The 24,640-nt window shown below is 70.3% G+C and carries 26 protein-coding genes; 12 read left to right on the forward strand and 14 right to left on the reverse strand.

Annotated elements, in window-relative coordinates:
- Positions 1–276: 276 nt before the first annotated feature.
- From J4573_RS47410 to J4573_RS47420, 3 genes are all read right to left on the reverse strand, one after another.
- On the reverse strand, positions 277–1,308 hold the full coding sequence (locus J4573_RS47410) for a hypothetical protein (RefSeq protein ID WP_208263019.1): 1,032 nt from the start codon (positions 1,306–1,308) through the stop codon (positions 277–279).
- Positions 1,309–1,543: 235 nt separating this feature from the next.
- Positions 1,544–2,353 (reverse strand): trehalose-phosphatase, encoded by an 810-nt coding sequence (gene otsB, locus J4573_RS47415; RefSeq protein ID WP_307797496.1) that lies wholly within the window; start codon positions 2,351–2,353, stop codon positions 1,544–1,546.
- 19 nt (positions 2,354–2,372) lie between these two features.
- Complete coding sequence (locus J4573_RS47420; RefSeq protein WP_208263103.1) at positions 2,373–2,690, reverse strand: DUF3263 domain-containing protein; 318 nt, start codon at positions 2,688–2,690, stop codon at positions 2,373–2,375.
- Between the two features lie 173 nt (positions 2,691–2,863).
- Between J4573_RS47420 and J4573_RS47425 the strand changes: the two genes are divergently transcribed.
- Both J4573_RS47425 and J4573_RS47430 read left to right on the forward strand, forming a co-directional pair.
- Positions 2,864–3,781: an SAM hydrolase/SAM-dependent halogenase family protein gene (locus J4573_RS47425; protein WP_307797497.1), complete on the forward strand. Its 918-nt coding sequence runs from the start codon at positions 2,864–2,866 to the stop codon at positions 3,779–3,781.
- 102 nt (positions 3,782–3,883) lie between these two features.
- Complete coding sequence (locus J4573_RS47430; RefSeq protein WP_208263020.1) at positions 3,884–4,447, forward strand: MarR family winged helix-turn-helix transcriptional regulator; 564 nt, start codon at positions 3,884–3,886, stop codon at positions 4,445–4,447.
- 98 nt (positions 4,448–4,545) lie between these two features.
- On the opposite strand, the gene J4573_RS47435 is transcribed toward J4573_RS47430, so the two are convergent.
- The 8 genes from J4573_RS47435 to J4573_RS47470 form a co-directional block, all read right to left on the reverse strand.
- Entirely contained in the window at positions 4,546–4,863 is a 318-nt protein-coding gene (locus tag J4573_RS47435; RefSeq protein WP_208263021.1) for an SHOCT domain-containing protein, read from the reverse strand.
- A gap of 173 nt (positions 4,864–5,036) precedes the next feature.
- Complete coding sequence (locus J4573_RS47440) at positions 5,037–7,211, reverse strand: S8 family peptidase (protein ID WP_208263022.1); 2,175 nt, start codon at positions 7,209–7,211, stop codon at positions 5,037–5,039.
- A 468-nt stretch (positions 7,212–7,679) separates the two neighbouring features.
- Complete coding sequence (locus J4573_RS47445) at positions 7,680–8,171, reverse strand: hypothetical protein (RefSeq protein WP_208263023.1); 492 nt, start codon at positions 8,169–8,171, stop codon at positions 7,680–7,682.
- 293 nt (positions 8,172–8,464) lie between these two features.
- Positions 8,465–10,129, reverse strand: a complete 1,665-nt coding sequence (locus J4573_RS47450) for a monocarboxylic acid transporter (RefSeq protein WP_208263024.1) — start codon at positions 10,127–10,129, stop codon at positions 8,465–8,467.
- Entirely contained in the window at positions 10,129–10,674 is a 546-nt protein-coding gene (locus tag J4573_RS47455) for a DUF485 domain-containing protein (RefSeq protein WP_208263025.1), read from the reverse strand. The genes J4573_RS47450 and J4573_RS47455 overlap by 1 nt, the downstream gene beginning before the upstream one ends.
- 224 nt (positions 10,675–10,898) lie before the next feature.
- Positions 10,899–11,705, reverse strand: a complete 807-nt coding sequence (locus tag J4573_RS47460; RefSeq protein ID WP_208263026.1) for an alpha/beta fold hydrolase — start codon at positions 11,703–11,705, stop codon at positions 10,899–10,901.
- Between the two features lie 108 nt (positions 11,706–11,813).
- Entirely contained in the window at positions 11,814–13,496 is a 1,683-nt protein-coding gene (locus J4573_RS47465; RefSeq protein ID WP_208263027.1) for an alanine racemase, read from the reverse strand.
- Positions 13,497–13,610: 114 nt separating this feature from the next.
- Entirely contained in the window at positions 13,611–14,696 is a 1,086-nt protein-coding gene (locus J4573_RS47470; RefSeq protein WP_243774754.1) for a helix-turn-helix domain-containing protein, read from the reverse strand.
- Positions 14,697–14,797: 101 nt separating this feature from the next.
- Here J4573_RS47470 and J4573_RS47475 point away from each other — a divergent pair, with 101 nt between their 5' ends.
- The gene (locus J4573_RS47475; protein WP_208263028.1) at positions 14,798–16,018 is read left to right on the forward strand and encodes an MFS transporter; all 1,221 of its coding nucleotides are present in this window, start codon (positions 14,798–14,800) and stop codon (positions 16,016–16,018) included.
- 93 nt (positions 16,019–16,111) lie between these two features.
- Here the strand turns inward: J4573_RS47475 and J4573_RS47480 are convergent, their stop codons facing one another.
- Both J4573_RS47480 and J4573_RS47485 read right to left on the reverse strand, forming a co-directional pair.
- Complete coding sequence (locus J4573_RS47480) at positions 16,112–16,270, reverse strand: hypothetical protein (RefSeq protein WP_208263029.1); 159 nt, start codon at positions 16,268–16,270, stop codon at positions 16,112–16,114.
- Positions 16,271–17,076: 806 nt separating this feature from the next.
- Positions 17,077–17,232 carry a hypothetical protein gene (locus J4573_RS47485; protein ID WP_208263030.1) on the reverse strand — a complete coding sequence of 52 codons (156 nt, stop codon included), beginning with the start codon at positions 17,230–17,232 and terminating at the stop codon, positions 17,077–17,079.
- A 453-nt stretch (positions 17,233–17,685) separates the two neighbouring features.
- Here J4573_RS47485 and J4573_RS47490 point away from each other — a divergent pair, with 453 nt between their 5' ends.
- The 3 genes from J4573_RS47490 to J4573_RS47500 all read left to right on the forward strand — a co-directional run bounded on the left by J4573_RS47490 (position 17,686) and on the right by J4573_RS47500 (position 18,826).
- Positions 17,686–17,994: a hypothetical protein gene (locus J4573_RS47490; protein WP_208263031.1), complete on the forward strand. Its 309-nt coding sequence runs from the start codon at positions 17,686–17,688 to the stop codon at positions 17,992–17,994.
- 152 nt (positions 17,995–18,146) lie between these two features.
- Positions 18,147–18,386, forward strand: coding sequence for a hypothetical protein (locus tag J4573_RS47495; protein ID WP_208263032.1), 240 nt, complete (start codon positions 18,147–18,149; stop codon positions 18,384–18,386).
- An 80-nt stretch (positions 18,387–18,466) separates the two neighbouring features.
- Positions 18,467–18,826, forward strand: a complete 360-nt coding sequence (locus J4573_RS47500; protein ID WP_208263033.1) for a hypothetical protein — start codon at positions 18,467–18,469, stop codon at positions 18,824–18,826.
- A gap of 13 nt (positions 18,827–18,839) precedes the next feature.
- Here the strand turns inward: J4573_RS47500 and bla are convergent, their stop codons facing one another.
- Positions 18,840–19,742 carry a class A beta-lactamase gene (gene bla, locus J4573_RS47505; RefSeq protein ID WP_372443040.1) on the reverse strand — a complete coding sequence of 301 codons (903 nt, stop codon included), beginning with the start codon at positions 19,740–19,742 and terminating at the stop codon, positions 18,840–18,842.
- 240 nt (positions 19,743–19,982) lie between these two features.
- Here bla and J4573_RS47510 point away from each other — a divergent pair, with 240 nt between their 5' ends.
- The 6 genes from J4573_RS47510 (at position 19,983) to J4573_RS47535 (ending at position 24,609) form a co-directional block, all read left to right on the forward strand.
- Complete coding sequence (locus J4573_RS47510) at positions 19,983–21,083, forward strand: hypothetical protein (protein WP_208263035.1); 1,101 nt, start codon at positions 19,983–19,985, stop codon at positions 21,081–21,083.
- Positions 21,084–21,132: 49 nt separating this feature from the next.
- Positions 21,133–22,146 carry a ThiF family adenylyltransferase gene (locus J4573_RS47515; RefSeq protein WP_208263036.1) on the forward strand — a complete coding sequence of 338 codons (1,014 nt, stop codon included), beginning with the start codon at positions 21,133–21,135 and terminating at the stop codon, positions 22,144–22,146.
- A gap of 88 nt (positions 22,147–22,234) precedes the next feature.
- The gene (locus J4573_RS47520) at positions 22,235–22,984 is read left to right on the forward strand and encodes a hypothetical protein (RefSeq protein ID WP_208263037.1); all 750 of its coding nucleotides are present in this window, start codon (positions 22,235–22,237) and stop codon (positions 22,982–22,984) included.
- Positions 22,981–23,652 carry a hypothetical protein gene (locus tag J4573_RS47525; RefSeq protein WP_208263038.1) on the forward strand — a complete coding sequence of 224 codons (672 nt, stop codon included), beginning with the start codon at positions 22,981–22,983 and terminating at the stop codon, positions 23,650–23,652. Before J4573_RS47520 ends, J4573_RS47525 begins: the two co-directional genes overlap by 4 nt.
- Positions 23,653–23,741: 89 nt before the next feature.
- Complete coding sequence (locus tag J4573_RS47530; RefSeq protein ID WP_208263039.1) at positions 23,742–24,023, forward strand: hypothetical protein; 282 nt, start codon at positions 23,742–23,744, stop codon at positions 24,021–24,023.
- Between the two features lie 22 nt (positions 24,024–24,045).
- Positions 24,046–24,609: a hypothetical protein gene (locus J4573_RS47535; RefSeq protein WP_208263040.1), complete on the forward strand. Its 564-nt coding sequence runs from the start codon at positions 24,046–24,048 to the stop codon at positions 24,607–24,609.
- Positions 24,610–24,640: the final 31 nt, after the last annotated feature.

Below are 24,640 nucleotides of genomic sequence, written 5' to 3' on the forward strand. Positions count from 1 at the left end.
CCTGATGCCGCCGCCCGCCAAGCGTGGGCGGCGGCATTCTCATGTCCGCCCTGCCAGGGGCCGCCCTGCCAGGGGCCGCCCTGCCAGGGGCCGCCCTGCCAGGGGCCGCCCTGCCAGGGGCCGCCCTGCCAGGGGCCGCCCTGCCAGGGGCCGCCCTGCCAGGGGCCGCCCTGCGAGCGACCGCCGTGCGAGCGACCGGCCTGCGAGCGACCGGCCTGCCAGGGTCCGGCCTGCGAGCGACCGTTCTAAGCGCGCGTCTCTAAGCGCGCGTCCGGCCTACTTGGTGGGGAACGGGGCCAGCTTCGCCGTCTGGTCGTCCATGTAGAGCTGCTTCCAGATGTAGAGCCGCAGATCGCTCTGCCTGAGCCGCTTGTCGACCGGCACCTGCACGGTCGCGCGCACCAGGAAGGACGATCCCGGCGGCATGTACCTGTCGCCGCCGTCGCCCGACTGCAGGGCCCCGCCCGCGAGCCGCCGTACGACGTCGCTGGTGGTCGGTGGCGTGCACATGTTCTCCGGTACGCCCGCCTGCCACATGCAGCGGCCACGGGCCTGCGCGGCCACCAGGCTCTTCCGCACGAACACGTCCGCCGGATAGTCCAGCAGCACCTTCTGGTTCGACGGGTTGCTGAGGACGTAGTCGATGTAGGCGAACGCCGACCCCGACGGCAGCGGCGACGACTGGACGGTCTCCACGACGCCCTCGTTGGTCCCGCCGGTGACGGCCTTGATCTCGTACTTGGACCCGTCCGAGGTCCCGACGTCGACGGCCGCGCCGCTCTTGGGCGCGGGGCCGGCCGCCGCGGGCTTGGCCGCCGGCGCGTCGTCCGAGCCGCGCAGCGCGAACATCGTCCCGCCCGCCGCGACCGCGGCGAGCCCCACCAGGCCCACCGCGATGCCCAGCCCGAGCCGCCGTCTCCCGCGCCGCGGCTTCGCCCTCGACTTCGGCTTCACGCGTGCGTGGCTGCCCGAAGACCGCAGCCGCACCTGAACGCCGCTGCTCTCGTACAGCCCGATCGGTCCGGTAGAGGTCGAGCCCTCCTCAGGCCCGTCCGCGGCCCAGGCGTCCTGACGGCCTTCGCCCTGGACGCCCGGCCCACCGGCGCCCGGCCCACCGGCGCGAGGGTCGTTTCCGCTGGAGGGCCAGGACGCTTGCGCTGCGGCCACGGCCCAGGGGTCGTCCGGCTCGTCACCGGCCCAGGACATGTGCGGTCCGCTGCCCTGCCAGGCATCGCCTTGCCGCGCACCGCCGCGTACGTCCTCGGGCCTTCGCGGCACTCCGGGCTGTCCATCCACCGTCAAACGCACCCCGCTCCCTCACTGCCCCGTGTCAGCGTCCCTCAGTGTGGCGCAATTGGACGCTGTATCAACACGAGCCCCCCGATTAACGCGAAAGACGCTAATTACTCGTTCGAGACTTGTCACCTATGAACACAACCGTTCCTCAAGCTGTGACACGCATCACGCGCATCACAGGAGGAGTCGTGCTACAGGGCAGCCGCGTTACTGGACGGGCTACCTGACGGTTGCCGGGAAGGCCTCGTTACGGGAGGAGCGCGTCGAGGAAGTCGACCAGACCCTCGGGCCCGTCGACCACGATGTCGGCGCGTTCCGCCAAGGCGGTGACCTCGGCGGAGCCGCTGCAGACCTTGAGTCCGGGCGTTCCCTCGGCGCGGAGCTCGTCGACGGCGTCGAACGCGGCCAGATCGCCCAGGTCGTCGCCCGCGTAGAGAACGGCCGAGGGGGGCGTGCGGCCCTCCAGGAAGGTGCGCAGGGCCAGGCCCTTGTCCATGCCGTGCGGCCGGAGCTCGATGACCAGGCGGCCGGGCTCGACGGCGAGTCCGGTGCGTTCGGCCAGGGCGTCCAGCAGGCTGCGGAGCCGGTCGAGGGCGACCTGCGGCTCGGCGCAGCGGCGGGTGTGCACCGCGAGCGCCTGGCCCTTGTCCTCGATGAACGTCTCGGGCGGCGCGCCGGAGGCCTTGAGGATCTCGGGCAGCTTGGCCCGGGCCTCGGCGACGCCGGGAGGCGGTTCGGGCACCGTGAGGGTGCCCGCCTCCCAGCGTTCCAGGCCGTACTGCCCCAGCACGACGAGGCCGTCGATGCCCTCGAAGCCGCCGTACTCCACCGCCACGGCGGCGGGCCGGCCGGTGATGATCACCAGCGCGCCCACGTGCGGGGCCAGGCGGGCCAGGGTCTGCGTCGCCCGGGGGTGGGCGCGTGCCGCGGCGGGGTCGTCGACGATCGGCGCCAAGGTGCCGTCGAAGTCGAAGCCGAGCACGGCTCCGCGAGGATCCTTGCGGATGGTGTTGAGACCGTCTGCGCCGACGGCGCTCAGATTGCGGGGAAGCTGCACGTGTCCAGTTTTGGTCACGTCACGGCCGGATGCCGAGACGGCGCGCTGCGCGCTGCCGCTGCCGCTGCGAACGCATGCGGCGAAGGCGCTTGACCAGCATCGGGTCGCACTCGAGCGCCTCGGGTCGATCAATGAGGATGTTGAGGAGCTGGTAGTACCGCGTCGCCGACATGTCGAACAGTTCGCGGATCGCCTGCTCCTTGGCTCCGGCGTACTTCCACCACTGTCGCTCGAAGGCGAGGATCTGGCGGTCACGCTCGGACAGGAGATCGGCCGGGAAGGCGCCGTCGTCTTCCAGGCCTTCGTTCACTGGATGCAGGGTTGAGCCATCGTTCATGCTTCCGTCCTGATGGGGGCCGTCACTGGGGGCTTTCGCCTCTGCCATGAGGTCCCCTCTGTGGTCACTAATCCCGGGTCGTCCGGGTTCGGCCGGTGCCATGCTACGCGTCCCCCACGACATCTTCCGGGTGTTCCGCGGGATCGGCGCAAGGTTACGCTCAGCATGCGGAGGTGGACCCGTTGGGGCGCGACACGACGTATCAGTGCATCACATTCCTGACCGACTATGGCCTGGAAGACGGCTTCGTAGCCGCATGTCACGGCGTTGCCGCCCGGCTGGCACCCCACGTCCGTGTCATGGACATCACCCACCTCGTGCCTCCCGGCGACGTCCGCCGCGGCGCCGCCGTGCTGGCCCAGACCGTCCCGTACATGCCGCCCGGCGTGCACGTCGCGGTCGTCGATCCGGGCGTCGGAACGGCGCGGCGCGGCATCGCCGTCGCGGGCGCCGGAGGCGTCTTCGTCGGGCCCGACAACGGCCTGCTGTCGTGGGCCGCGCGCGGCCTGACGGCGGGCGGCCTCCACCCGCACATCGTCGGTGTGCCGGGGAACGGCGAGGTACGGGCGTTCGAGCTGGCCAACCCCAAGCTCTGGCTGGAGCCGGTCTCGGCCACGTTCCACGGCCGCGACATCTTCACCCCGGTCGCGGCGCAGCTGGCCTGCGGCCTGGACATCGAGCAGGTCGGGCCGGAGGTGGAGGCCGAGAGCCTGGTCACGCTCCCGACGCCGATGCGCCGCGTGCAGAACGGCGGCGCGGAGGGCGAGGTGCTGAGCGTCGACCGGTTCGGGAACGTGCAGATGTCGCTGACCCTCGCGGATCTCGATCTTCTCGGCGCCCGGATCGGCGGGGCGCTCATGGTCGCCCTCGGCGTGACTCCCCGCATTCAGGGGAACGCGCAGCACGCGCCGCAGCGGCGCCGGACCTTCACCGTTCCCTATCGCGAGACGTTCGGCTCGGTCGCGCCCGGCGAACTGGTCGCGTACGCCGACTCGGCCGGCTGCCTTGCGCTGGCCGTCAACTCCGGAGACGCCGCGCAGCGGCTCGGCCTCCCGCCCGGCGCCCGCATCCGGATCTCCGTGGCCGAGTGACCCCGCCAAGATCCGTCGTCCGGACACGCCGATGACTCACATCCCGGACATAAGTATGTAGTGTGCAGGTGACGCGGCTGCCGCTGGACGGGAGGCACGGCAATGGAGAACGAGCGGACCTCTGAGGAGATCTCAGACCCTGCGCTGTCGGACATCGCGCTGGCGCTCTTCCACCTGCGCCGGGTGTGGGCCAAGCCCGACCTGATGAAGCGCATCCGGGCCCAGACGTCCGGCGGGCCCGGCGGGCGGCCCCTGCAGCTGTCCAACCTGATGGTGGTGCACGCCGTCGCCGCGCTGAGCTGTGAGCCCGCCTCGCAGAACGGCGAGGAGGTCACCGTCGGCGCGGTGGCCGAACGGCTGGAGATCGATCCGTCGACGGCGAGCCGGCTGGTCGGCCACGCGATCGACGCCGGCCTGATCTCGCGGCGCCCCTCGCCCGTGGACGCGCGCCGCGCCAACCTCGGGCTGACCGACGCGGGCGTACGGGTGAAGCAGGTGGCCGAACGGTTCCGCCGCGCCTACCTGGACGAGCTCATGGCGGGCTGGACGGGGACGGAGCGGAAAGAGTTCGCCCGGCTGCTGTCGCGCTTCGCCGAGTCGGCGGCCAGCAGCCCGATGGACTTCGACGGCGTGGACCAGATCTTCGAAGAGGCCCAGGCCGACTGACCGCGGTTCGCGGCGGGGCCTGATGCGTTCAGCCGGCCGGACCGGCCGGACCGGCCGCCGCGCCCCGGACGGCGGGGGCACGGCGGCGCGGGACGGGCTCATGCGCCGTTGCGCAGGGCCGACATGCGGACGTGGTACTCGTCCTCGTCGATCTCGCCGCGGGCGAACCGCTCGGCGAGCAGGGACTGCGCGCGGGCCATCGGGTCCGAGGCGCGGGCCGTGGCCGCGGCGGTGGCGGCCATCCGGCGGCGGATCAGGTAGAACCCGGTGACCGCCACGGCCACCCAGAACAGCCCGAACGTGATCGGGAACACCGGCCACCAGGCGGGGGCGTCGTGGGCGCCCGGCCCGTCGTTCCAGGGACCGGGGTGCGCCGCCGCCTGCGCCGCGAGCGTGGTCATCGTCGTCATGGTCATCGACCTCCTTGAGTGCTGATAGGTCGATGCTCGGCGACGGGTCCGGGGGTCTGCGTCGTACGGCCGGAGGCTTCCTCGCTACGCCCGCAGGAGTAGCGGAGGGCCGTCTGGGCTGGGCCGGAGTGGATCGCAGCCGGGCCGGAGTGGGTCGAGACGGGCCCGCCGCGCCGGAATCACCACCACGGAGGGCGGTATTCGTCGTCCTCGCCGGGGCCGGGGCGTTCCTCGGGCTTGTGCTCCGGCGGCTGTACGTAGGGGCCCGCGCCGGACGGAGGGGCCGCGGGCCGGTCGTCCGCCGGAGGTACGGAGGGCTGGTTCCATCCGTCGAGAGGACCAGGGTCCTCCAGCGCGCTGCGGCGGAACCTCTCCCAGCTCGCGTCGTCCAGCGGGTCTTCGGGCGCCGGGGGCGCCGGGGGTGCCGGGGGTCCGCTCGGCGGCTGGTCGTCCGCCGCGGCGGCCGGGTCGAACGGGCCGAGACCGTTGAGCCTGCCGTGGCCGTTCGTCGCGCCATGACCGTTCGCGTCGTGGCCGTTGCTGCCGTGACCGTTCAGCCCGTGGCCATTGGCGTAGCCGTTGGTGTGACCGTTGCCGCCGGCGTCATTGTGCTGTCCGACGATGTACGGGCGGAGATCGCCGGGCTGGAACGGCGTGGGAAGCCCGTGCTCGGCTCGCTCGGAGTTGGCGTTCGCGTCCGGGACCGGCGGCCAGACGGGATGGTCGGGACGCTCGTTCGCGGCCACCGGGGGCGTCGCGAAGACGTCGGGCGTGCCGGGCGTTCCCGGCGGGACCGTGCCGTTGCCGGGGCCGGTGCCGTTCCCCGGACCGGGCAGGACCTCGGTGCTCTGGAAGACCGGGGAGCCTGCGGGTCCCGCGACGGCGCCTCCGCCTCCACCGCCGGGCATCGCGGCACCGACGGGCTCGCGCGGCATGCTGGGCCCGGCCTGGTAGTCGGGGATCGCGTCATCGTCGTACGGGTCGTCGTCCTCGGGCCTGCGGCGCTGCCGCCAGCCGAGGACCACGCCGAGAAGGACCAGGACCGCGCCGCCGCCGAGGACCACGATCCACAGCAGCCCCGGGCCGCTCTCACCGGCGGCGTCGGCGACGGGCTTCGTCGAGGCCTGTGTCCGCGGCGCCGCGCCCGGCCCGTGCTCGGCCTTGTTGATCCTGTTGGCGGCCACGATCGTGCGGGCCGCGTCCAGCGTGCCGGGGCAGGTACCGATGTCGCCCGCCTGCGGCTTCGGCACCGAGCCCTGGACGAGCGCCTGCTTGACCTCGTCCGGGGTGAGCCTCGGGTAGCGGGCGCGGACGAGCGCGACCACGCCCGCGACGATCGCCGACGACGGGCTGGTGCCCGTTCCGACGACGTAGCCGCCGCTGGCGTCCGCGCTGACGATCTCGACGCCCGGCGCGCAGACCGCCACGTAGGAGTGGCGGTTGCTGTCCTTCCAGAGCCTGCCGCGGTTGTCCAGGGCCCCGACCGCGATCACGCCCTGGTAGGCGGCGGGGAAGTTCTTGCGGTTGGCGCCCGAGCCGTCGTTGCCGGCGGACGCGATGAGCACGACGCCCTTGCTGAGCGCGTACTTGATCGCGTCTTCCTCGGGGGCGCTGCCGTCGTAGTAGAGCCGCCCGCCGCCGAGCGACATGTTGATGACGTCCGCGCCGTGGTCGACCGCGTACCGGATCCCCTGCGCCACCGCGTCGCGGTTGCGGCCGGTCGTGCCGCCGTTGCCGCGCAGCGGGTCGTCGTTCTCCCAGGTCACCCGGATCGACAGGATGCGGCTCATCGGCGCCACGCCGACGACGCCGCGCGACTGGCCCGGTCCATTGCCGTGGCCGGAGATGATGCTGGCCATCGAGGTGCCGTGCAGGCCCCAGAACTTGCCGCCGGGCTTGCGGGTGCCGCCGGTGAGATCGGGGCCGGTGATCACGCGTCCGCTGAGGTCGGGGTGGCGCTTGTCGACGCCGGTGTCCAGGACGGCGACGGTGATGCCACTGCCCTTGGAGTACTTCCATGCCTTGGGAACGTGCAGAGCGTTCAAATGCCATTCGCGGGCGCGGATCTGGTCGACCGGAGCGTTCCGTACGGCACCGGTGGCCGCGCCCTGCGCCGTTCCCTGGGCGGCGTCGCGCGCCGCGGAACCCTTGGCGGCGCTGGCGGCACCGACCTGCGAGCCGGTCCGCTGGGTCGAGCCGTCCGGCGCGAGCGCGACGGGCACCGCGACGGCGGCGCCCAGCGTCAGCACGGTCAGGGTCGCGGTCGCCCGGGCGCCGAAGCCGGAGGTCTGCCGCGCACCGAGGCGGGCGGGCGGTCGGGCACGTCCTGAGCGGCGTCGGCCGGCATGGGACACGCCACCGCACCTCCTCCCGACCCGTCGGCCGTGGTCCATGTGGGGCACGTCCCGCGGACGGGCGAAGGCGGGCATCAAGCGACGAACCCGCGTGCGCACCGGCATCGGCCGTCACCGCGGGCCCAGTCCCTCTTCCCGCCCCACCGAACCCTTGGGACGCGAGGAATCATTCTGCCATGTAGAACGACCTAGGCTCGGGCACTCGTCACATTAGGGCACGGTCCAGGACAGCTCAGCGCTCATCCGGATCTTCCTCTCGCCGTACACGACCTGCCCTAACTCGGACGCGCTGTGGGCTACACCTCAATTACGGCCCGTACTGCCCCACCGAAGACACCCGCGCGCGCCGCCCGGGATCGGCCCTGGGATCGGCCCGCGCGGGCGCGCAGGATCGGTTTCGGACGGGCGCGCGGGCGCGCGTTCGGACGGGCGCGCGGGGCGCCGGGCGAGCGCGCGGGGCGCGCGGGATCAGGTGCAGGTGCCGTACGGGCGGTCGCAGTGGACGAGGGCGCCGCCGAGCGCCGGACGGATCTTGCCGATCAGGTCGTCCGGGCCGGTGACCAGCCAGTTCGGGCCTTGGAGGAGCGCGAAGGCGTTCTGCTCGCCGAGCGTGCTCTGCCCGATGCCGGTCTTCCAGCTCTCCAGCGCGGTGGCCATGGTCAGGCCCGACGTGCCGCCGAGGACGATCGCCGCGACGTAGCGCCCGCCATACCGGCACTCGACGCGCGCCGGGTCGAGGCTGCAGCCGCTCGCCCCGCCTCCGCGCAGCTGGGCCGCGATCTCCTTGGCGTTCTCGTACGAACGGGCCGGGCGGACGGCGGCGCTGCTGTCGCCTTTGCCGTCACCGCCCTTGCCGCTGCCGCCGACGTCGTCGAAGGCGAGGAGGGCTGAGACGCCGGCGGTCGCGAGCGCCGTTCCGGCGACGGCGCCGGCCAGGGCGATCAGGGGCTTGCGCTTCATGGCGCCCAGCATGCCGTACTCGCGAGTAACTTGCCGCTGACGCCGGTCCTGACGCCGGTCCTGACGCCGGTCCTGGCGCCGGTCCGGGCGCCGGTCCGGGCGCCCGCCCAGGCCCCCGCCCGAGCGGGGGGCCTGGCGGGGGCCTGAGCGGGCACGTCTCGTTCCTGCCGTACGCGCCCCGGAGCGGCCCCCCGAGCGGCCCCCGAGGCGGACACCGAGGCGGACACCGAAGCGTCCGCCGGAACGCGAACCGGAGCGGGCGCCTGACCTTCGCGTCCCTGCCGCGCGGGGGCTCAATGGGATCCCGCCCCGGTCATGGCCCGCACGGTCAACTCGTCGTAACGGCCGACGTCCTCGACCTTCGCGCGCCCTAGGAACGTTCCGGCGATGGCGCACAGGAAGCCGATCGGGATCGACACGATGCCCGGGTTCTCCAGGGGGAAGACGTGGAAGTCCACGCCCACCGGGAACAGCGACAGGCTCTTGCCGGTGACCGGATCGACCTTCCCCGACACGATCGGCGAGGCCGCGACCAGCACCAGCGAGCTGATCAGCCCGCCGTAGATCCCGGCCACCACCCCGGTCGTGTTGAACCGCTTCCAGAACAGCGTCAGCACGATCGCCGGCAGGTTGGCCGCGGCAGCCATCGCGAACGCCAGCGCCACCAGGAACGCGACGTTGAGGTTCTGCGCGGCGACCGCGAGCCCGATGGCCAGCGAGCCGATCAGGAACGCCGAGAGCCGCGCGACGCCGACCTCCTGCGACTCGCGGGCCCGCCCGAACATCAGCACGTGGCCGAAGAAGTCGTGCGCGAGCGAGGTCGAGGACGCCAGCACCAGCCCGGACACCACGGCGAGGATCGTGGCGAACGCCACGGACGCGATGAAGGCCAGCAGGATGTCTCCCCCGAGGCGGCCGCCGACGTGCTCGCCGAGCGCCCGCGCCAACTGCGGCGCCGCGGTGTTGCCCGACGGGTCCTGGGCGACGATCGCCTTGCGCCCGACCAGCGCGGTGGCACCGAAGCCGAGCGCGAGCGTCATCAGGTAGAACGCCCCGACCAGCCCGATCGCCCAGTTGACGGACGTACGGGCGGCGCGGGCGTCGGGCACGGTGAAGAAGCGCGTCACGATGTGCGGCAAGCCCGCCGTACCGAGTACCAGGGCCAGCGCCAGGCTGATGAAGTCGAGCTTGTTGACGATGGTCTGGTACGGGTCGGCGGGCACGTCCTTGCCGTAGCGCAGCCCCGGTTCGAGGAACGCCCTGGACCTGCCGCTGGCCTCGGCCGCCGACCCGAGCATCGAGCTCACGTTGAACCCGAAGCGGGCCAGGACCAGCGCGGTCAGCACGGTGGCCCCAGCCATCAGCAGCACGGCCTTGACGATCTGCACCCAGGTCGTCGCCTTCATACCGCCGAACATGACGTAAACGATCATCAGCGCCCCGACCGCGACGATCGTGACCGTCTTGGCCGTCCCCGCCGACAGGCCGAAGAACCGTTCACCCGCGTGGATTCCCAGCAGGAGTGACACCAGCGCCCCCGCGCCCACCATCTGCGCCAGCAGGTAGAAGACCGAGACGGTCAGCGTCGAGACGGCCGCCGCGGTCCGCACCGGCGGCCGGCGCATCCGGTACGCCAGAACGTCGGCCATCGTGAAGCGGCCCACGTTCCGCATCAGCTCGACCAGCAGCAGCGTGAGCAGCCACGCGACCAGGAAGCCGATCGAGTAGAGGAAGCCGTCGTACCCCGACAGCGCGATGATCCCCGCGATGCCCAGGAACGAGGCCGCCGACATGTAGTCGCCCGCGAGCGCGATCCCGTTCTGCGGGCCGGAGAAGACCCGCCCGCCCGCGTAGAAGTCGTCCACGCCTCTCGTCGTGACGCGCGCCCAGATCGTGATCCCGAGCGTGAGCAGGACGAACACGACGAAGAGCCCGAACGTCAGGATGCGGCCGTCCATCACAGCCCCCCGAATCCGGGCCGCCGCATCCCGTCCTGCCGACCGTCCCGCCGGCCGTCCCGGCGCGTGTCCTTCGCGTGCTTCCCCCTGCGCGGCTCAACGACCGCGTGCCGCCCGCGCTGCCCCTGCTGGTCTTGCCGACCCTGCTGATCTTGCTGGCCTTGCCGCCGGCGATGCCCCCGTTGGCCTCCCGCGGTCAAGCGCGCCTGGCCCGCTCGGGCCGCCTCCTCCCGCAGCTGCGCGGTGAGCGGATCGATCGAGCGCCTGCTGTAGTGCGAATACCACCAGGCCAGCACGAACGTGGAGGCGAACTGGAGCACCCCTAGCACCAGCGCCACGTTCACGTTGCCGACCACCTGCCGCGCCATGAATCCCCGCGCGAACGCCGACAGCGCGACGTACGCCAGGTACCACCCCAAGAACGCGACGGCCGTTCCCAGCGCGAGCCGCCGGTAACGCACCTTGGCCACCAGGAATCTCTCGTCCTGAGCCATCACCGCGTACCGCCAGGCATCCCGCCCCGAAGGCATTGAGTCCCAGACCATCCGGCCCTCCCCGACTCGCCATGACTCTATGTAGTTACATCACTCCAATATGAGATCAGAGGATCTCGGGGCTTACGGGGGAATTCGCGAGATTGGCGGCTAAACGTCCGCGCGGAACGCCGCCCTACCTGGGCAAACCCGGACAGACCGGCGCCCGTGGGTGGGTGCCGGTCCGTCTGAGGCTGAGGTCGTTCCGGGGTGGGGTCAGGTTGGATCAGGTGGGGTCAACCGTGAGCGGACAGAACTTCACGCAGCCGCTCGGCAAAGCGCGCGGGCTCCTCGGCCATGCCGGTGTGGCCGCCGGGGAACATCGCCGGCTCGTTCCCGAGGATCTCGGCGAGGGCGCGCGACGCGCGGTCGCAGAGCTCTCCCGCGGAGTCCTCGCCGATGCCGACCAGCACGTTCGCCGCGCGCAGCCGGTCCGGGTCGATGCGGTGGCCGACGGTCGCGCGCATCTCGTGGGCGAACCAGCGCCGTTCGTCGGCCAGCGCCTGCGGCTCGCGGTCACCGCCGAACACCGACTGGAGCACCGGTTCGGGCATGTCGATGTTGGCCTGCTTCATGAACAGCCGCCAGGCCCCGAGCGTGTCGCCGGTCGCGTGGATCGCGATCATCTCCTCGGTCCCCTCGAGGAGCTCGGCCCGGTCCTCGAGCAGGTCCACCAGCGGCGGCTCGTGCGCGATCGCCAGCCGGACCAGGTCCGGGCGGGTCTCAGCCAGCGCCAGAACGGTCATGGCGCCGCCGCTCGACCCCAGCACCACCGCCGGTCCCGCGTCGACGTGCGTGATGAGGCGGGCGAGGTCGTCGGCCCGCAGCCGCGGCGTCGACTCCGACTCCATGTCGTCCAGCGGGCTGCGGTTGATGCCGCGCGGGTCGGTGGTGAGCACGGTGTGGTCGTTCGCCAGCAGGTCGGCCAGCGGGGCGAACGCGGTCGCGTCCATCGGCGACCCGACCATGGCGATCAGCGGTCCCTGCCCGCGGACCTCGTAGTGCAGCCGGGCTCCGGGGACGGTCATCGTGTTGGCGATCATGGTTTCTCCTTGAGGTCGTGGAGGCCGTTTTTCCCGCCTCTCACCCCTGTGTCGAACGACCGGCCGCCGGATCGACAGACCTCGCGAAAAACTTCGCCCGAGAATCAGTTAGAGAATCGTTCGCCCGAAGCCGGACAGGATGAACGCGGTGATCTGAGCGGCGTTCGCACTGTTCAGGCCGATGACCTGAAGGCCGAGCATCCCGCCGGACGCGGCGATCAGCTCCATCGCCTGATGGGTCTCGCGGGCGGAGATCCCGTCGGCCCCGGTGACCGAGGCGTCGTAGACGACCACGAACCCCCGCGTCCCCGCCTTCGCGGTCCGGACCGCCTCCCGCATGACCTCCCTGATCCCGCGGATGTCGATGTCGACGATCGTGTACGCGGCCAGCCCGTTCTCCTTGATGAACGCGGACTCCTCGGGACCGGCCTCGCGCAGCCCGACCAGGACCGTGTTCTCCGGCGACAGCCCCTCGGCAGCCGGCCTTTCGGCGGCCAGGCCCACTTCGCCCACGGTCGCGCTGAGCCGGATCAGCCCGTACGCATCGGCGACGCCCTCGACGCGGCCGTCCCCCAGCCGCAGCGGGAGTTCGTCGCCACCCGACTCGTCGCCGCCAGGCTCCCCGAAGCCGAGCTTCGCCAACTGCTCCGGAAGCCCGGGAACGAGCGCCATGAGTTGCGGATCACCGACCACGCGCACCGAACGCGGCGCGGGCGGTACCTGGTCGTACATCGGATCCTTCTCCACGTACTCGGAGGTCATCGCCGCCAGCAGCGCCGCGTACCCCATATGGAAGCCGACGGTGTCGCCGACCTTGGGCAGCGGCCGGACGTCGGCGACGTCGATGATCAGGTGATCGCTGGACGCGCCCAGCACCCGCACGCCCGGATCGACCGGCAGCAGCACCTCGACGGCGACGTCCTCGCGTCCGATGTTGAGGATCCCGCGCGGCCTCAGCCCCCGGTCCTCGAAGACCGGCTTGCCGCCGAACGCGTCGACGCCCGTCTCGCCGATCGGTACCGACGGCTTGACCTTGACCTCCAGCAGCTCCCCGGTGAGCAGGAACGCGTCGCGATCGAGCGGCTCCCACGGCTGGTCGAAGAAGGTGTCGCGCCCGCCCTGCAGGATGGCCTCGCCGATCCGCAGGTTGTCGACCCCGGGCGGCATCCGTCCTTCCAGTAGGAACGGCAGGCTGCTGGAGTTGCCGCCGGACACGTACGACAGCCCGACGCCGAACGTCTCCTCGATGCTCGCCGCGTACCCGGCCAGCTCCCCCATGTTCTTCTCGGACGGCAGAACGGCCCCGAAGCACGTCAGGTTGGTCCCGATCCCGACGAGCCTCACGCCGGGCAGGGCCAGTACCCGTTCCACGGTCCACATCAGGTCGTCCGGCCAGACGCCCTCCCGCAGGTCGCCCAGATCCACCATCAGGATGACGTCGTGGACCTTGGCCCGGCGTTCGGCCGCCCGGGACAGCTCCTCGATCACCTCGAGCTCGGAGTTGAGGCTGATGTCGGCCAGCCGTACGGTCTCGTCCGCCCGTGAGAGCGGCGGGCTGCGCAACAACAGGACCGGGCAGTCGAGCCCGCTGCGCCGCAGCCGCCGGATGTTCTCGTACCGGGACTCCCCGATCCCGATGACCCCGCCCCGCAGCATGGCGCGCGCGACGTGCGGCATCCCGCACGCCCCCTTGGTGACCCCGAAGACTCCGACCCCGTAGGAGCCGCACGCCTGTGTCACGACGCGCGCGTTCCGTTCGATCACGTCCAGCCGGATGGCGACGCGCGGCACGGAGGCCCCCTCATCTGCGACAACGCCGGCAGGGGGATGTCCGGCATTTACCCGCCGCGCCTCACCGCCAATCGCCTGCCACCGTGCCGCACCATGATCCAAATCTGTGCGGGATCAGCGCAGGACGGCCGCCAGGAGGTCGGCGCCCAGGGCGTTCAGATCGGGCAGATTGAGGGTGTAGCGGACGTAACGGCCGTTCCGCTGGGAGGTGAGCAGGCCCGCGCGGCGCAGGACGGCGAGGTGGCGCGACACCTCCGGGGGTGAGAGCTCCCAGAAGTGGGCCAGCTCGCTGGTGGTGTGCGGGCCGCGGGCCAGGGTGCGCAGGAGCCGCAGCCGTACGGGGTTGGCGAGCGCCTCCAGCCGGAGGGTGACCGTTTCCAGGGAGACCGGCTCGGCCGGAGTGGGCTCGGCGACGGGGTACTGCACGACCGGGTGCCACCCGGGCGCGTGGACCGCCACCAGGTGCGGGCGGCCGAAGACGCTGGGGATGAAGGTGACCCCGGCCCCACGGGCGGCGGTCGCCTTGTCCTGCACCTTGTCCACGATGATGCTGTCGCCGTCGGGCGCCAGGGCGACCGCGCCGGAGACCGAGTCGAGCGCGGCCCCGATGCCGTGCCGCCTGAGCAGTTCGTTCTTGAGGCGAAGATCGGTGGCGAGTTGCGCCGCGACGCCCGCCCAGGCCTCGTCGAAGAAGGCCTCGGCGCATTCTTCGAGGGTCTGGCGCACTCGCGCCCGTACCGCAGCGGGGTCGGCGAGCAGCCGTTCCGCGAAGGCCTCCTGCAGCGTGCCGCGGGCCTGGGCGACGTCCAGGGCCCGTTCGCGCGCGGCCGGGTCGGTGAGCGGCGACGTCCCGGGGAAGTGGACCCGGTTGCTGCCGCACGTGGTGACGAGCGCGGCGGTCACGTACGTCTCGTCGTCGATCCGGTCGACGTCGTCCAGTTCCTCGGCGAGGGTCGGCCGGGGACGCGCGGGGATCATGAAGTCGGCCTGTGAGGAGCGCCAGAGGAACTCCGCCTCCCTGAGCCGTTCGGCCAGCTCCGGGCGCAGCCCTGCCCAGACGTCGGCGGCCCACCCGGCGCACTGCGGATGGTGCCCCGGCTCGGCCAGCACGTGCAGCATCGCGGTCAGCTCGGCCAGCGGGGAGGCGGCGAACCGCACTCGCTCGGACGGCAGGCCGCTGATGTCGATCCTCAGCGTCATGCCTCCATCATCACCGGCAGAACGACCTGGTGACGGCGTCGATTGACGATGAGCGTCAATCCACGGGCGCTGTGCTGGGGGCCGAACGCACTGTCTGCGTCATGGCAACCATTACAGGAATCCAGCCTCGCGCCCTCGTTCGCGCCTCAGGAGGCCCCCGCTATACCGTCGCCCTGGCCGTTGACGCGCTGGGCACCGGCCTGCTGCGCCCCTTTCTGCTGCTCTACGGCGTGACGGTACTGAGGCTGTCCGCACCGGTCACCGGCACCGCGATGACGGCCGGCATCGTCGCGGGCCTGGCATGCATGCCGGCGGTGGGCCGCTGGCTGGACAGAGGCGCACGCAGCACGGTCGTGGCGGCGGCGATGCTGGTACGGGTGCTGGGCGTGGCGCTGCTGCTGGTCGCCCCGGCGGGGCACGTCTGGCTTTTCGCGGCGGCGGCGCTCTTCCTCGGCATCGGCAACCAGGCATGGCCCGCCGCCCACGCCGCGCTCGTGGCCACGGTCTCTCACGGCCGCGAGCGCGACACCGCCCTCGCCGGAGCCCGCGCCCTGCGCAACGCCGCCCTGGGCGTCGGGGCACTCCTCGCGACCGCGTGCCTGGCGGGCGGCACTAACGCGCTGCGGGCGCTGGCAGTCGTCACCGCGCTCGCCTACCTCGCCGCAGCCGCCTTGGCGTGGTCGGTCCACGTACACGCGCGTCCGGCGCAGGACGCCTCAGCCGAGGAACGGGACGACGAGCCCGCGCCCCGGATGCTCGCGATCCTCGCCGCCAACGTGATCTACGTCTTCTGCCTCAACGTCCCCGAGATCGCGATCCCGCTGATCCTGGTCACGCAGTTCCACGCGTCCCCGATGTGGGCGGCGGCCGTCTTCGTGGCCAACACGGTGCTGGTGGTCACCTTGCAAGTGCCGGTCACCGTTCTGCTGTCCCGCTTCTCCCGGCGGGCCGTCCTGGCCCTGTCGGGCGTGGTGCTGGCGGCGTCCTACCTCGGTTTCCTCGCGGCCACCTCACTGGGGCACGGGTGGGGCGTGCCGGCCGTCGCGGCGGTGTCCGTGGTCTGCACGATCGGCGAGATCATCTACGCGGGCAGCGCCACCGCGCTCGTCACCGCCCTCGCCCCGCCCCGTGTCCTCGGACGCGCCCTAGCCCGCTTCCAGCTGTCCACGGGCTTCGGCCTCGCCGTCTCCCCTGCGGTCATCACCGGCCTCGGCGCCCATGGCCCGACCGCCCTCTGGGGCAGCCTCACCGCCGCGACACTCCTCTCCGCCTCCGCCGTCGCCACCGAGAAGGATCAGCGCAGGTCGCCCGCGGCCGGTTGAAGCGCCCGGTCTCATCTGGCTGTGACTCACCACCTCGGTTGGCGGGATTCGCCAGCTCGGTTGGTGAGGAGTCGGGGCGCGCGGATCTGATGATCAATTCTGGCTGATAATGATCGGATGGCCTCCGCTGCTGCCCGTTGTCGATGCCACCGCCCCGGCGCTGTTGGTGATCGCGGCGATGCCGGCCGACCCGGCGACGAAAGCGATAGCGCCCAGCCAGTCCCCGTCGACGAACACAGCACGGTCCGGCATCTGCAGCGCAGCCTTAGTCGTAGCGGCTCTGTTCACCCAGTTGGCTGGAGGTGTGTCGCCGTCGACCTTGGGATGCCCTGCCAGCGGCAACGTGCCTGGTGCTGCGCTTTGAGTCTCTCGCCCAGCTTGAGCAGCTGAGTGGCCAAGCTTGTCCTCCCGGCCCCGGGCAGGTAAAGACCCTCCAGGGTGATCAGCCTCGGCCGACCTGTCGGTGACTGTCCCGCCCCGGAGGACGGCGATCGCCGGGCGCTGTGGGATCCAAGACCCCGTCCAGGTCTGCGAGGAAGAGACACACCGCAAACGCCCCGCGGCCACTCCGCGGGGCGTTTGACGCTGTGCCTCGTCACGTACGGGTCGTATGACGGCCTCAGAGAGGATGTCAGTGACGACAGATGCGCTTCCAAGCTCCTGTCTTAGCCTGGGCGTCAAGGAAGCGGCCCTTTGAGTTGCGTTCCGAGGCGTTCACGCGGAGCTGGTACCAACCGCAGCTGTGCCTGCTCTTGGCGGCGCTGACCCATCGGGTCATGCGATACCCCTTGCCGTAGAACGTGTGCTTCGCCTTGGCGGTGAGCTCGAGACGCATGGTCAGGCTCCCGCGGCTCTTGCAGGTGTACCACGCCGTACCCGTCACGTGGCTTCCTTGCAGGCGGGGTGTGCCGACAGTGAGACGGCAGTGCCTGGGCCTGCTGGAGGCGGAGGTGTCGGCGTTGACGGGAGAGGTGACGACGCCCGTCAGCGTGAGGCCGGCCAGAAGGACGGCCCCGCGACGAACGTGAGATCGAGTGCTCATCGAAGTCGTCCTTTCGTTAGTGGCGGCAGATCTTCTTCCACGCCCCGCGGGCGCCGTGTGGGTAGTCGAGGTAGACGCCGCTGTGGTTGAGCTTGGTTTCGGAGACGAAGATGCGGAGCTGGTACCGGCCGCAGCTGTGCCTGCTCTTGGCGGCGCTGACCCATCGGGTCATGCGATACCCCTTGGCGTGGAACGTCCGCTTCGCCTTACTCGTCAGCTCCAGACGCAGAGTGATGTAGCCCTTTTTCGGGCAGGACGCCCAGGCGGTCGCCGTGACGCGAGATCCCTGCAGGCGCGGCGTACCTGCGGTGATATGGCAGTGCCACAGCCTGGCGGCCGCAGGCGCCTGATCGGTCCGGGCGGCGGGCGTCTGATCCGTCTGGGCGGCGAACGCCGATGTCGTGAGTGCCCCGCTGATGAGCGTTGCGGAGCCAACGACCATCGCCGAGCGTTGTACTACTGAGCGAGCGTTCATACGGCGCTGACCCTTCTTGTTCGACTCTTGTTCGACATGGGGGAAGACTCATGCACGGCCGTTCCGTGAGCGTTCCTTCAACGTTCCTTCTGGGGAACGGCCCGGAATCCACGCCGCCCGAGTCCGGGAGTCCGATGAGGGCTAGGGCGATTGGAGTACGGGGCTGATGCCGCCGAGGCGCTGGCGGCCGCGCATGCCGCCGGGATCGTGCACCGCGACGTGCCCCCCGAACAGATCAATGGCGACACCGCCACCGACGCCTACGCCCTGGGCGTCACCCTGTTCCACCTGCTCACCGGCCGCGTGCTGTTCCCCGCCGACACCTCAATGGCCATCTGGAGGGACCCTCGCACGTCAACGCCTCCACTCGCAGGCGCCCCACCGCCGGCCACGTCGGCCATCCACCACCGAGACCAATGGCTGTCGGCGGCGCGGGTGACAACAAGCCCGCCTATGTGACTACTACAGTGCTTCGACTCAGTCCCGTCGCCACCACATGAACAACCCACCCGCCAACTGAAATGGTGAGCCCCAACTGGAGTGGTGAGTCACACTGGCGGAATGTGCGGGGTGGGCTGGGGTTCGATCGTATGTTCGACTAGGGTGGGGGGGTGCAGCTTTACAACGAGCCGATCACCACCGTCGGCACCACGCCATCCGGAGTCCCGGAAACCCTTACCTGGAGGGGCGGGCGGATGCACGTCCGGTCCGTACGGGAGGTGTGGCAGGCGCCCGGCGAGGTGCGCCTCTACCGGGTCGACGTGACCGACCGGGAGGGGCGGCTCGGGATCGCCGAGATCGCGCAGGACGGCCTGTCGGGACCCTGGCGGCTCCGCCATCTGTGGCTGTGAGCCCCGGCTCGTCCGGGTCCGGCACGTCCAGGCCTGGCTCGCCCGGACACGGCTCGCCCGGGTCCGGCTCGTCCGGGCACGTGCCGCCGATCGTCCGCGCGCGGGTGATCGAGAGCGTCGCTTACCTGCTCGGGTGGGAGCGCCTGCCGGTGACCGACGGGCGGGGCTGGGGCGCGCGGATCGCCTGGGTCGAGCAGACCGCGGACGGCGCGTGGCAGGTCCGGGGCGGCGTCGTTCCGGCGAACGCGGTGAAGCCGGTGAACGGGGAGGATTACGCGCAGGTGCCGCGCGATCCCCGGCCGAGCGACCCCACCGACCCCAGGGATCCGAAGAGCAAGAGGCACGAGCGGGATAAGGAATTCCTCGCCGAGTTGCGTCGTGCGCAGGATCCCTGGGGGCTTCACGAGCGGCGCATGAAGAAGGCCGACGGCCCGTTCTGATTGGGCGCGGGCATTAGGCGAGGCCGGCGATTTGGGCCGCCGCCTCGGCGATGAGGGCGTCCTTGGCCGGGGTGTTGTATCCGGAACGGTCGGACATGATGGCCATCACGAGCGGACTGCCATTGGGCGGCCACACGATGGCGATGTCATTGGCTCGGCCGTAGTCGCCGGTCCCGGTCTTGTCGGCGACCTTCCAGTTCTTGGGGACGCCCGCACGGATGCGCTTTGCTCCGGTGAGGTTGCGTTCGAGCCAGCCCGAGATCAGGGTGCGCTTGTCGGGCGTGAGTGCGCCGCCGAGAACGAGCTTTTGGTAGTCGGTGGCGATCGCCTTGGGAGTGGTGGTGTCGCGCGGGTCTTTCGGCGGAATCCGGTTGAGGAGCGGCTCGTAGTCGTCCATGCGGCTCATCGGGTCGCCGAGACCGCGCAGGTAGGCGGTCAGCTTGGCCGGGCCGCCGATGTCGCGCATCAGCAGGTTCCCGGCCGTTCCGTCGCTGTAGCGAATGGCCGCGTCGCACAACTCGCGGACGGTCATCGAGGTGTGGTTCTTGGTGACCGGCGAGATGGAGTTGACGTCGGACGGCCGGTAGCCGATGCGCTTGTCCAAATGGCTCAGCGGGTTGGCGTGCAGGACGGCGGCGGCCGCGAGCGTCTTGAACGTCGAGCAGAACGCGAACCGTTCGTCGGCACGATAGGAGAAGGTGGCGCCACTACCCGTCGCCACCGCGTAGACGCCGAGCCGAGCGCCGTACTTGCGTTCAAGGTCGGCGAAACGCGGCGCTTTCGGCGACGGAGTCGGAGAACGGCGCGCCGACGCCGGCCTCTCCTTCTCGCCGCAGCCCGCCAACGGCAGCAGCGCCGCGGACACCAGCAATGCACGACGGGACGTTCCGGACACTCGGCCTGCACCTGCCTTCAGATCGGGTGCCGCCCAGCAGAGCAGAGACGATCACATGACGTCCAATATTGATATCGCTGACTGATTCATTCCGAAATCCATATCGGGACTGGTCAAGGCTAGGATCGAGGCGTTGGGCGCACGCGGATTTCCAGCGGCCGCGGCCCGGTCCGGCCTCGCCGAACGCTTGCGTCGGCGCCCGCGGTCCGGGGACTCTGAACGAGTAGCTGCGCGTGTCGCAGGGAGCCTGGGGAGTCCGTTGTGAGTTCCGAGGTCGCCACCGTCTTCTGGACCGTCGTCGGGGCGCGGTTCCTGCTGCCATTGCTGATCTTCCGCTACCCGCTGCCCGCGATCATCGGCTGCCTGATCCTCGACGGCGTCGACCAGTCGATCTTCCAGGCGTTCGGCTACGACCCGCCCGGCTACCAGGGCTACGACAAGGCGATGGACATCTACTACCTCGCCCTCGCCTACCTGGCCACCATGCGGAACTGGGCGAGCATGCCCGCGTTCAGGATCTCCCGGTTCCTGTACTTCTACCGGCTGGTCGGGGTCGTGGCGTTCGAGTTCACCGGCTGGCGCGCGCTGCTGCTGATCTTCCCGAACACCTTCGAGTACTTCTTCATCGCCTACGAGGGAATCCGCGCCCGGTGGAACCCGACCAGGTTCGGGATGAGCTTCTGGGTGAAGACGGCCGCGTTCATCTGGATCGTGATCAAGCTGCCGCAGGAGTGGTGGATCCACATCGCCCAGCTCGACTTCACCGACACCGTGGCCGACGTGCCCTGGTTCGGCCCGGCGGTCATCGCCGGCATCCTCGGGCTGCTCGCGGTGTTCTGGTTCGTCGTCCGGCCGCGCCTGTGGCCCGCCGACTGGCCGTGGCGCGTGAAGGCCGACCCGCTCCCCGAGCCGGTCGCCACCGTCTCCGAACGCGACGACTGGCTGTCGCGGCACGGCCGCGTGTTCTCCCTGGTCACGCTGGAGAAGATCGTCCTCGTCGGCCTCATCAGCGTGGTGTACGCCCAGGTGATCCCCGACCTGCGCGTCACCGGCCTCCAGCTGTTCTTCGCGCTGGCGATCCTGGTCACCGTGAACGCCGCGTTCAGCCTCTGGCTCGCGCGGGACCGGCGCGGCGTCCAGTCGGCGTTCCTGGCGTTCCTGATCCGCCTGGCCTTCAACTTCGGCCTCGTCATCCTCGCCGGCTGGCTGCTGGGGCGCGGCCGAGGCTCGCTCGACCTGGTCGACACCGAGTTCTTCATCGTGCTGCTCAGCCTGATCACCTCGCTGCACGACCGCTACCGCCCGGTGTACGAGGCCAGGGCCACGCAGCAGACCTTGCCCGGCCCGCCCGCACATGTTTGACTGAGTCAACTACTTTGCGCGAGTCGAACGTTGGGCGGGTGAACGCGACGTGCTCGATCTGGCCGGCTTCATGGACGCGGTGAAGGCCCCCTCGGTCCCACCAGAACTCGCCTGGCGCAGCACCGTCGTACGCATCGACGCCGCGGAACGCGAGCCGTTCGAAACGTTCTGCCGCACCACCGGCATAGCCGTCACCGACACGCTCCACCGCCAGCTGAACGAGCTGCCCACCACCCGGAACGCCGACGAGTCGTACGCCCGCTGGATCTATCTCCCCTGGCGCCGCCGCGTTTTCCGCCTCCTGCCACCCGACGACTACGCGGACGTGGTGACCGACCGCAACCGCGACAAGGTCACCCGCGAGGAGCAACGCCTCCTCCGTTCCAAGTCCGTAGGCGTCATCGGCCTTTCCGTAGGCGGCGAAGCGGCCCTCACGATCGCCCAAGAACACCTCTGCGGCCGACTCGTACTGGCCGACTTCGACGAGTTCGAGCTCTCCAACCTCAACCGCCTGAACGCGGGCTTCGCCGACCTCGGCCTGCCCAAGACCCGCATCGTCGCGCGCCGGATCGCCGAGCTGGACCCTTACCTAGAGGTCGAGCTGTACGAGCAGGGCGTGACCGAGTCCAACGCCCCGGCCTTCCTTACCGGCCTCGACCTGCTCGTCGAGGAGTGCGACGGCCTGGCGATGAAGCACCACATCCGCTGCCTGGCCAAGGAACGCGGCCTGGACGTCGTCTACGCCGCCGACGAGCGCGGCTTCCTGAGCATCGAGCCCTACTCCCACCACGACCTGCCGATCTTCCACGGCCTGGCGACCGCCCCGAGCGGGCCCTACCTGCAAGGCCTCACCGCCTGGCTGGGCGGATGGGACGCCCTCTCCGACCGTTCACGCCGTTCGGTAGAACGCATCGGCACAGACCTCGCGGGCTATCCCCAACTGGCAGGCGAGGCCCGCTACGCCGCAGCCCAGGTCGCCCATGTGGCAAGGCGCCTGCTCCTGGGCGAGGACCTGCCGCCCTTCCACGGACACCTGGACATAGGCAACCTAATAGCCAAATAACCCCCATCCACGCCACTATCACTCCATGAAAGACCCTTGGCCATCGCGAATCCTCCGTGGATGCCTCACTGCGACCGTCGCGATTCTCGTGGCCATCGCGGCATCGTTCTTGTGGATCCTCAATTCCTGCAAGCCGGCCTCGCCTCCCGACGTCGCCAAGGTCGCCCACTCCGAACGCGTCAACACCTCGGACAAGCAAGCAACAACCCTGCTCAGCAAGACCTTCGACCGGCTCTGGCACGACCAGTCCTGGTTGGCCCCGCAGCCTTCCCAGGCAGTGCTCGACCAATGCGAATCCTTCTCATCCGGCCTCATCAAGACCACCTGGCAGCCAGTGACGTGCACCCGCAGCGTGAAGGCCACGGCAGCCTTCGACGGCGACTTCGCCGCGCACAACCTCAAACTCCACAAGGCTCTGAAGTCCATGGGCTGGATAGCGAGCGGAAGCGCCATCCCCGACGTCATCACCAACTACTACCGCCCGATGAACGGCCGCCCCCAAGGCTCCCCGGCGCACGCCTACGGTCCCTCTGACCTACCGGACGTCACCTACAGCCGCGCACCCCAGATCGCGATGAACATCCGCTGGCTGACCCGAGGCAGCCCCCTCGACCTCACCAGCTCTCCGCGCTCAGGCGAGCAAACAGTCACCAGGGAGAACAAACAACTCGACACCCAGACCGTCACCAAGGCACTCCGCAACCACCGCTACGTCATCGTCTTCAACCTGAGCAGCAGGTACTTCGACGCGACCCAGTCGCCCTCCCCCACCACCTCACCGTCAACCAGCTACTGCGCCTGCTGGAGCGGCAACCTATGCACCTGCCCAGGCGGATGAACGACGTCGTCTCCGCGGCCCGCAACAACGCCGAGTGGTGCGCGGCAATGGCGACTTCACACGGCCTGGCCAGCCACTTCGGCACCCAAGCCTGGACGGCCCCAGCCCGTACCCCACTCTTCTACCCCGACGCCGTGACCCTCGTACCGAACGCCGACATCACCGCACTCCTGACGCAGATCGACACCACAACACCCGGCGCCTCGATCAAGGACAGCTTCGCGGACCTAGACCTGACCCCAGCCGGCTTCCACATCCTCTTCGAAGCACAGTGGATCCACCGTCCCCCCACCGCCCCTGAATCCGACCTCCCCTGGGCAGTGGCCGACACCCCGGCATCCCTCCACGACTGGGCTCTCGCCTGGGACGACGGAGCAGGCAACGCCGCCCTCTTTCGCCCGGCCCTCCTCAAAGACCCCGCAACCTTCGTACTTGCCGGCCGATCCCCCAACGGCGACATCGTCGCCGGAGCAATAGCGACCCACACCGCCCATGGCGTGGGCATCTCCAACGTCTTCGGTGACGCCTGGCCGTTCATCCTGAACGCGGCCCACCACCTCTTCCCCGCCCAGCCGCTCCTGGGCTACGAGCAAGGCGACGACCTGACAACCGCCCTACAACACGGCTTCGCCACCACCGGCCCCCTCCGCGTCTGGCTCCACACCTAAGCCGGTGTCAGCGCCGCGTGCGCGCCTGTCAGTGGCCTGTGCCCCCGCTGTCAGCGCGCTCCCCGAGGCTTCCGGTCATGGAAGCATTGGTGGTGATCGGACGGCTGGCCCTGCGCCTCGGCCTCAACTTTTGGTCGGTCAAGCTCTGGTGGGACCTGTTCGCCGCCACCTTCGTGGCGCACACGGCGGGCCTCGACCGCCTCCTGATGGGCGGCTCGATGCTCTTCACCACCGACCTGCTGTTCAACGTCGCGGTAGCGTTCACGCCCCTCCTCTCACAACGCCTCCGCCCACTGCTGGCCCGCGTCCACCCCGGCACCGGTCGGAAAGGTGGAACGAAACCCTCTCAGCCTGACCTGAAAAGCATCTGACCCGGCAGGTGCGCGATGGCTCATGATCCTTGTCAATCGGGTGAACGGCACCCGCACCCCGCAGGCCGAAAGGCAGAGTCAGTTGATCTCGATCCGTAAGGTCTCCGCCGGAATCCTGGTGGCAGGAGGTGCGATGTCGACGGCGCTGGTCACGGGAGCACCCGCGGCGAGCGCGGCACCCGATGCGCCACAGGCCGCCGTCAAAGACGCCACTGCGGCAGCACCCCTCACCGTGGAGAAGATCTCGCAGCGCGAGATGATGTCCAAGAAGGGGTACCCGGCGCACTCGCAGTGCTACGCGTGGAAGGGCTCCGACGGCAAGGCCGGAGAGAGCTGTTTCCAATGGACCACCGACGACCAGTGGATTCGTGACACCGCCGACAACGGGATGAACTTCCGCGTCCACATCAAGACCAACTACGGCAAGGAGCGCTGGTGCTACAGCACCGGGGGCAGCTGGAGCGTCTGCAAGTACGACCACAAGGAGAACAAGTGCGTGAAGTTCCACGGCTACCACCCGCCGCACGCGCTCAACAAGGAGCTGTGGACGCCGTACTTCAAGGTCAGCAACGGTAAGAAGTGCTAGACCGCCGAGCGTGACACGTCTCTAGAGCGGG

Source organism: Actinomadura barringtoniae (genome assembly GCF_017573505.1).
Classification (GTDB): Bacteria; Actinomycetota; Actinomycetes; order Streptosporangiales; family Streptosporangiaceae; genus Spirillospora; species Spirillospora barringtoniae.

Bases quoted from the DNA above. Each gene is read 5' to 3' on its own strand.
- J4573_RS47420 (WP_208263103.1), bottom strand. From the start codon at position 2,690: ATGAACGATGGCTCAACCCTGCATCCAGTGAACGAAGGCCTGGAAGAC.
- J4573_RS47430 (WP_208263020.1), top strand. From the start codon at position 3,884: ATGGAGAACGAGCGGACCTCTGAGGAGATCTCAGACCCTGCGCTGTCG.
- J4573_RS47435 (WP_208263021.1), bottom strand. From the start codon at position 4,863: ATGACCATGACGACGATGACCACGCTCGCGGCGCAGGCGGCGGCGCAC.
- J4573_RS47445 (WP_208263023.1), bottom strand. From the start codon at position 8,171: ATGAAGCGCAAGCCCCTGATCGCCCTGGCCGGCGCCGTCGCCGGAACG.
- J4573_RS47450 (WP_208263024.1), bottom strand. From the start codon at position 10,129: ATGGACGGCCGCATCCTGACGTTCGGGCTCTTCGTCGTGTTCGTCCTG.
- J4573_RS47455 (WP_208263025.1), bottom strand. From the start codon at position 10,674: ATGGTCTGGGACTCAATGCCTTCGGGGCGGGATGCCTGGCGGTACGCG.
- J4573_RS47460 (WP_208263026.1), bottom strand. From the start codon at position 11,705: ATGATCGCCAACACGATGACCGTCCCCGGAGCCCGGCTGCACTACGAG.
- J4573_RS47470 (WP_243774754.1), bottom strand. From the start codon at position 14,696: ATGACGCTGAGGATCGACATCAGCGGCCTGCCGTCCGAGCGAGTGCGG.
- J4573_RS47475 (WP_208263028.1), top strand. From the start codon at position 14,798: ATGGCAACCATTACAGGAATCCAGCCTCGCGCCCTCGTTCGCGCCTCA.
- J4573_RS47480 (WP_208263029.1), bottom strand. From the start codon at position 16,270: ATGCCGGACCGTGCTGTGTTCGTCGACGGGGACTGGCTGGGCGCTATC.
- J4573_RS47485 (WP_208263030.1), bottom strand. From the start codon at position 17,232: ATGACCCGATGGGTCAGCGCCGCCAAGAGCAGGCACAGCTGCGGCCGG.
- J4573_RS47525 (WP_208263038.1), top strand. From the start codon at position 22,981: ATGAACGACGTCGTCTCCGCGGCCCGCAACAACGCCGAGTGGTGCGCG.
- J4573_RS47535 (WP_208263040.1), top strand. From the start codon at position 24,046: ATGATCCTTGTCAATCGGGTGAACGGCACCCGCACCCCGCAGGCCGAA.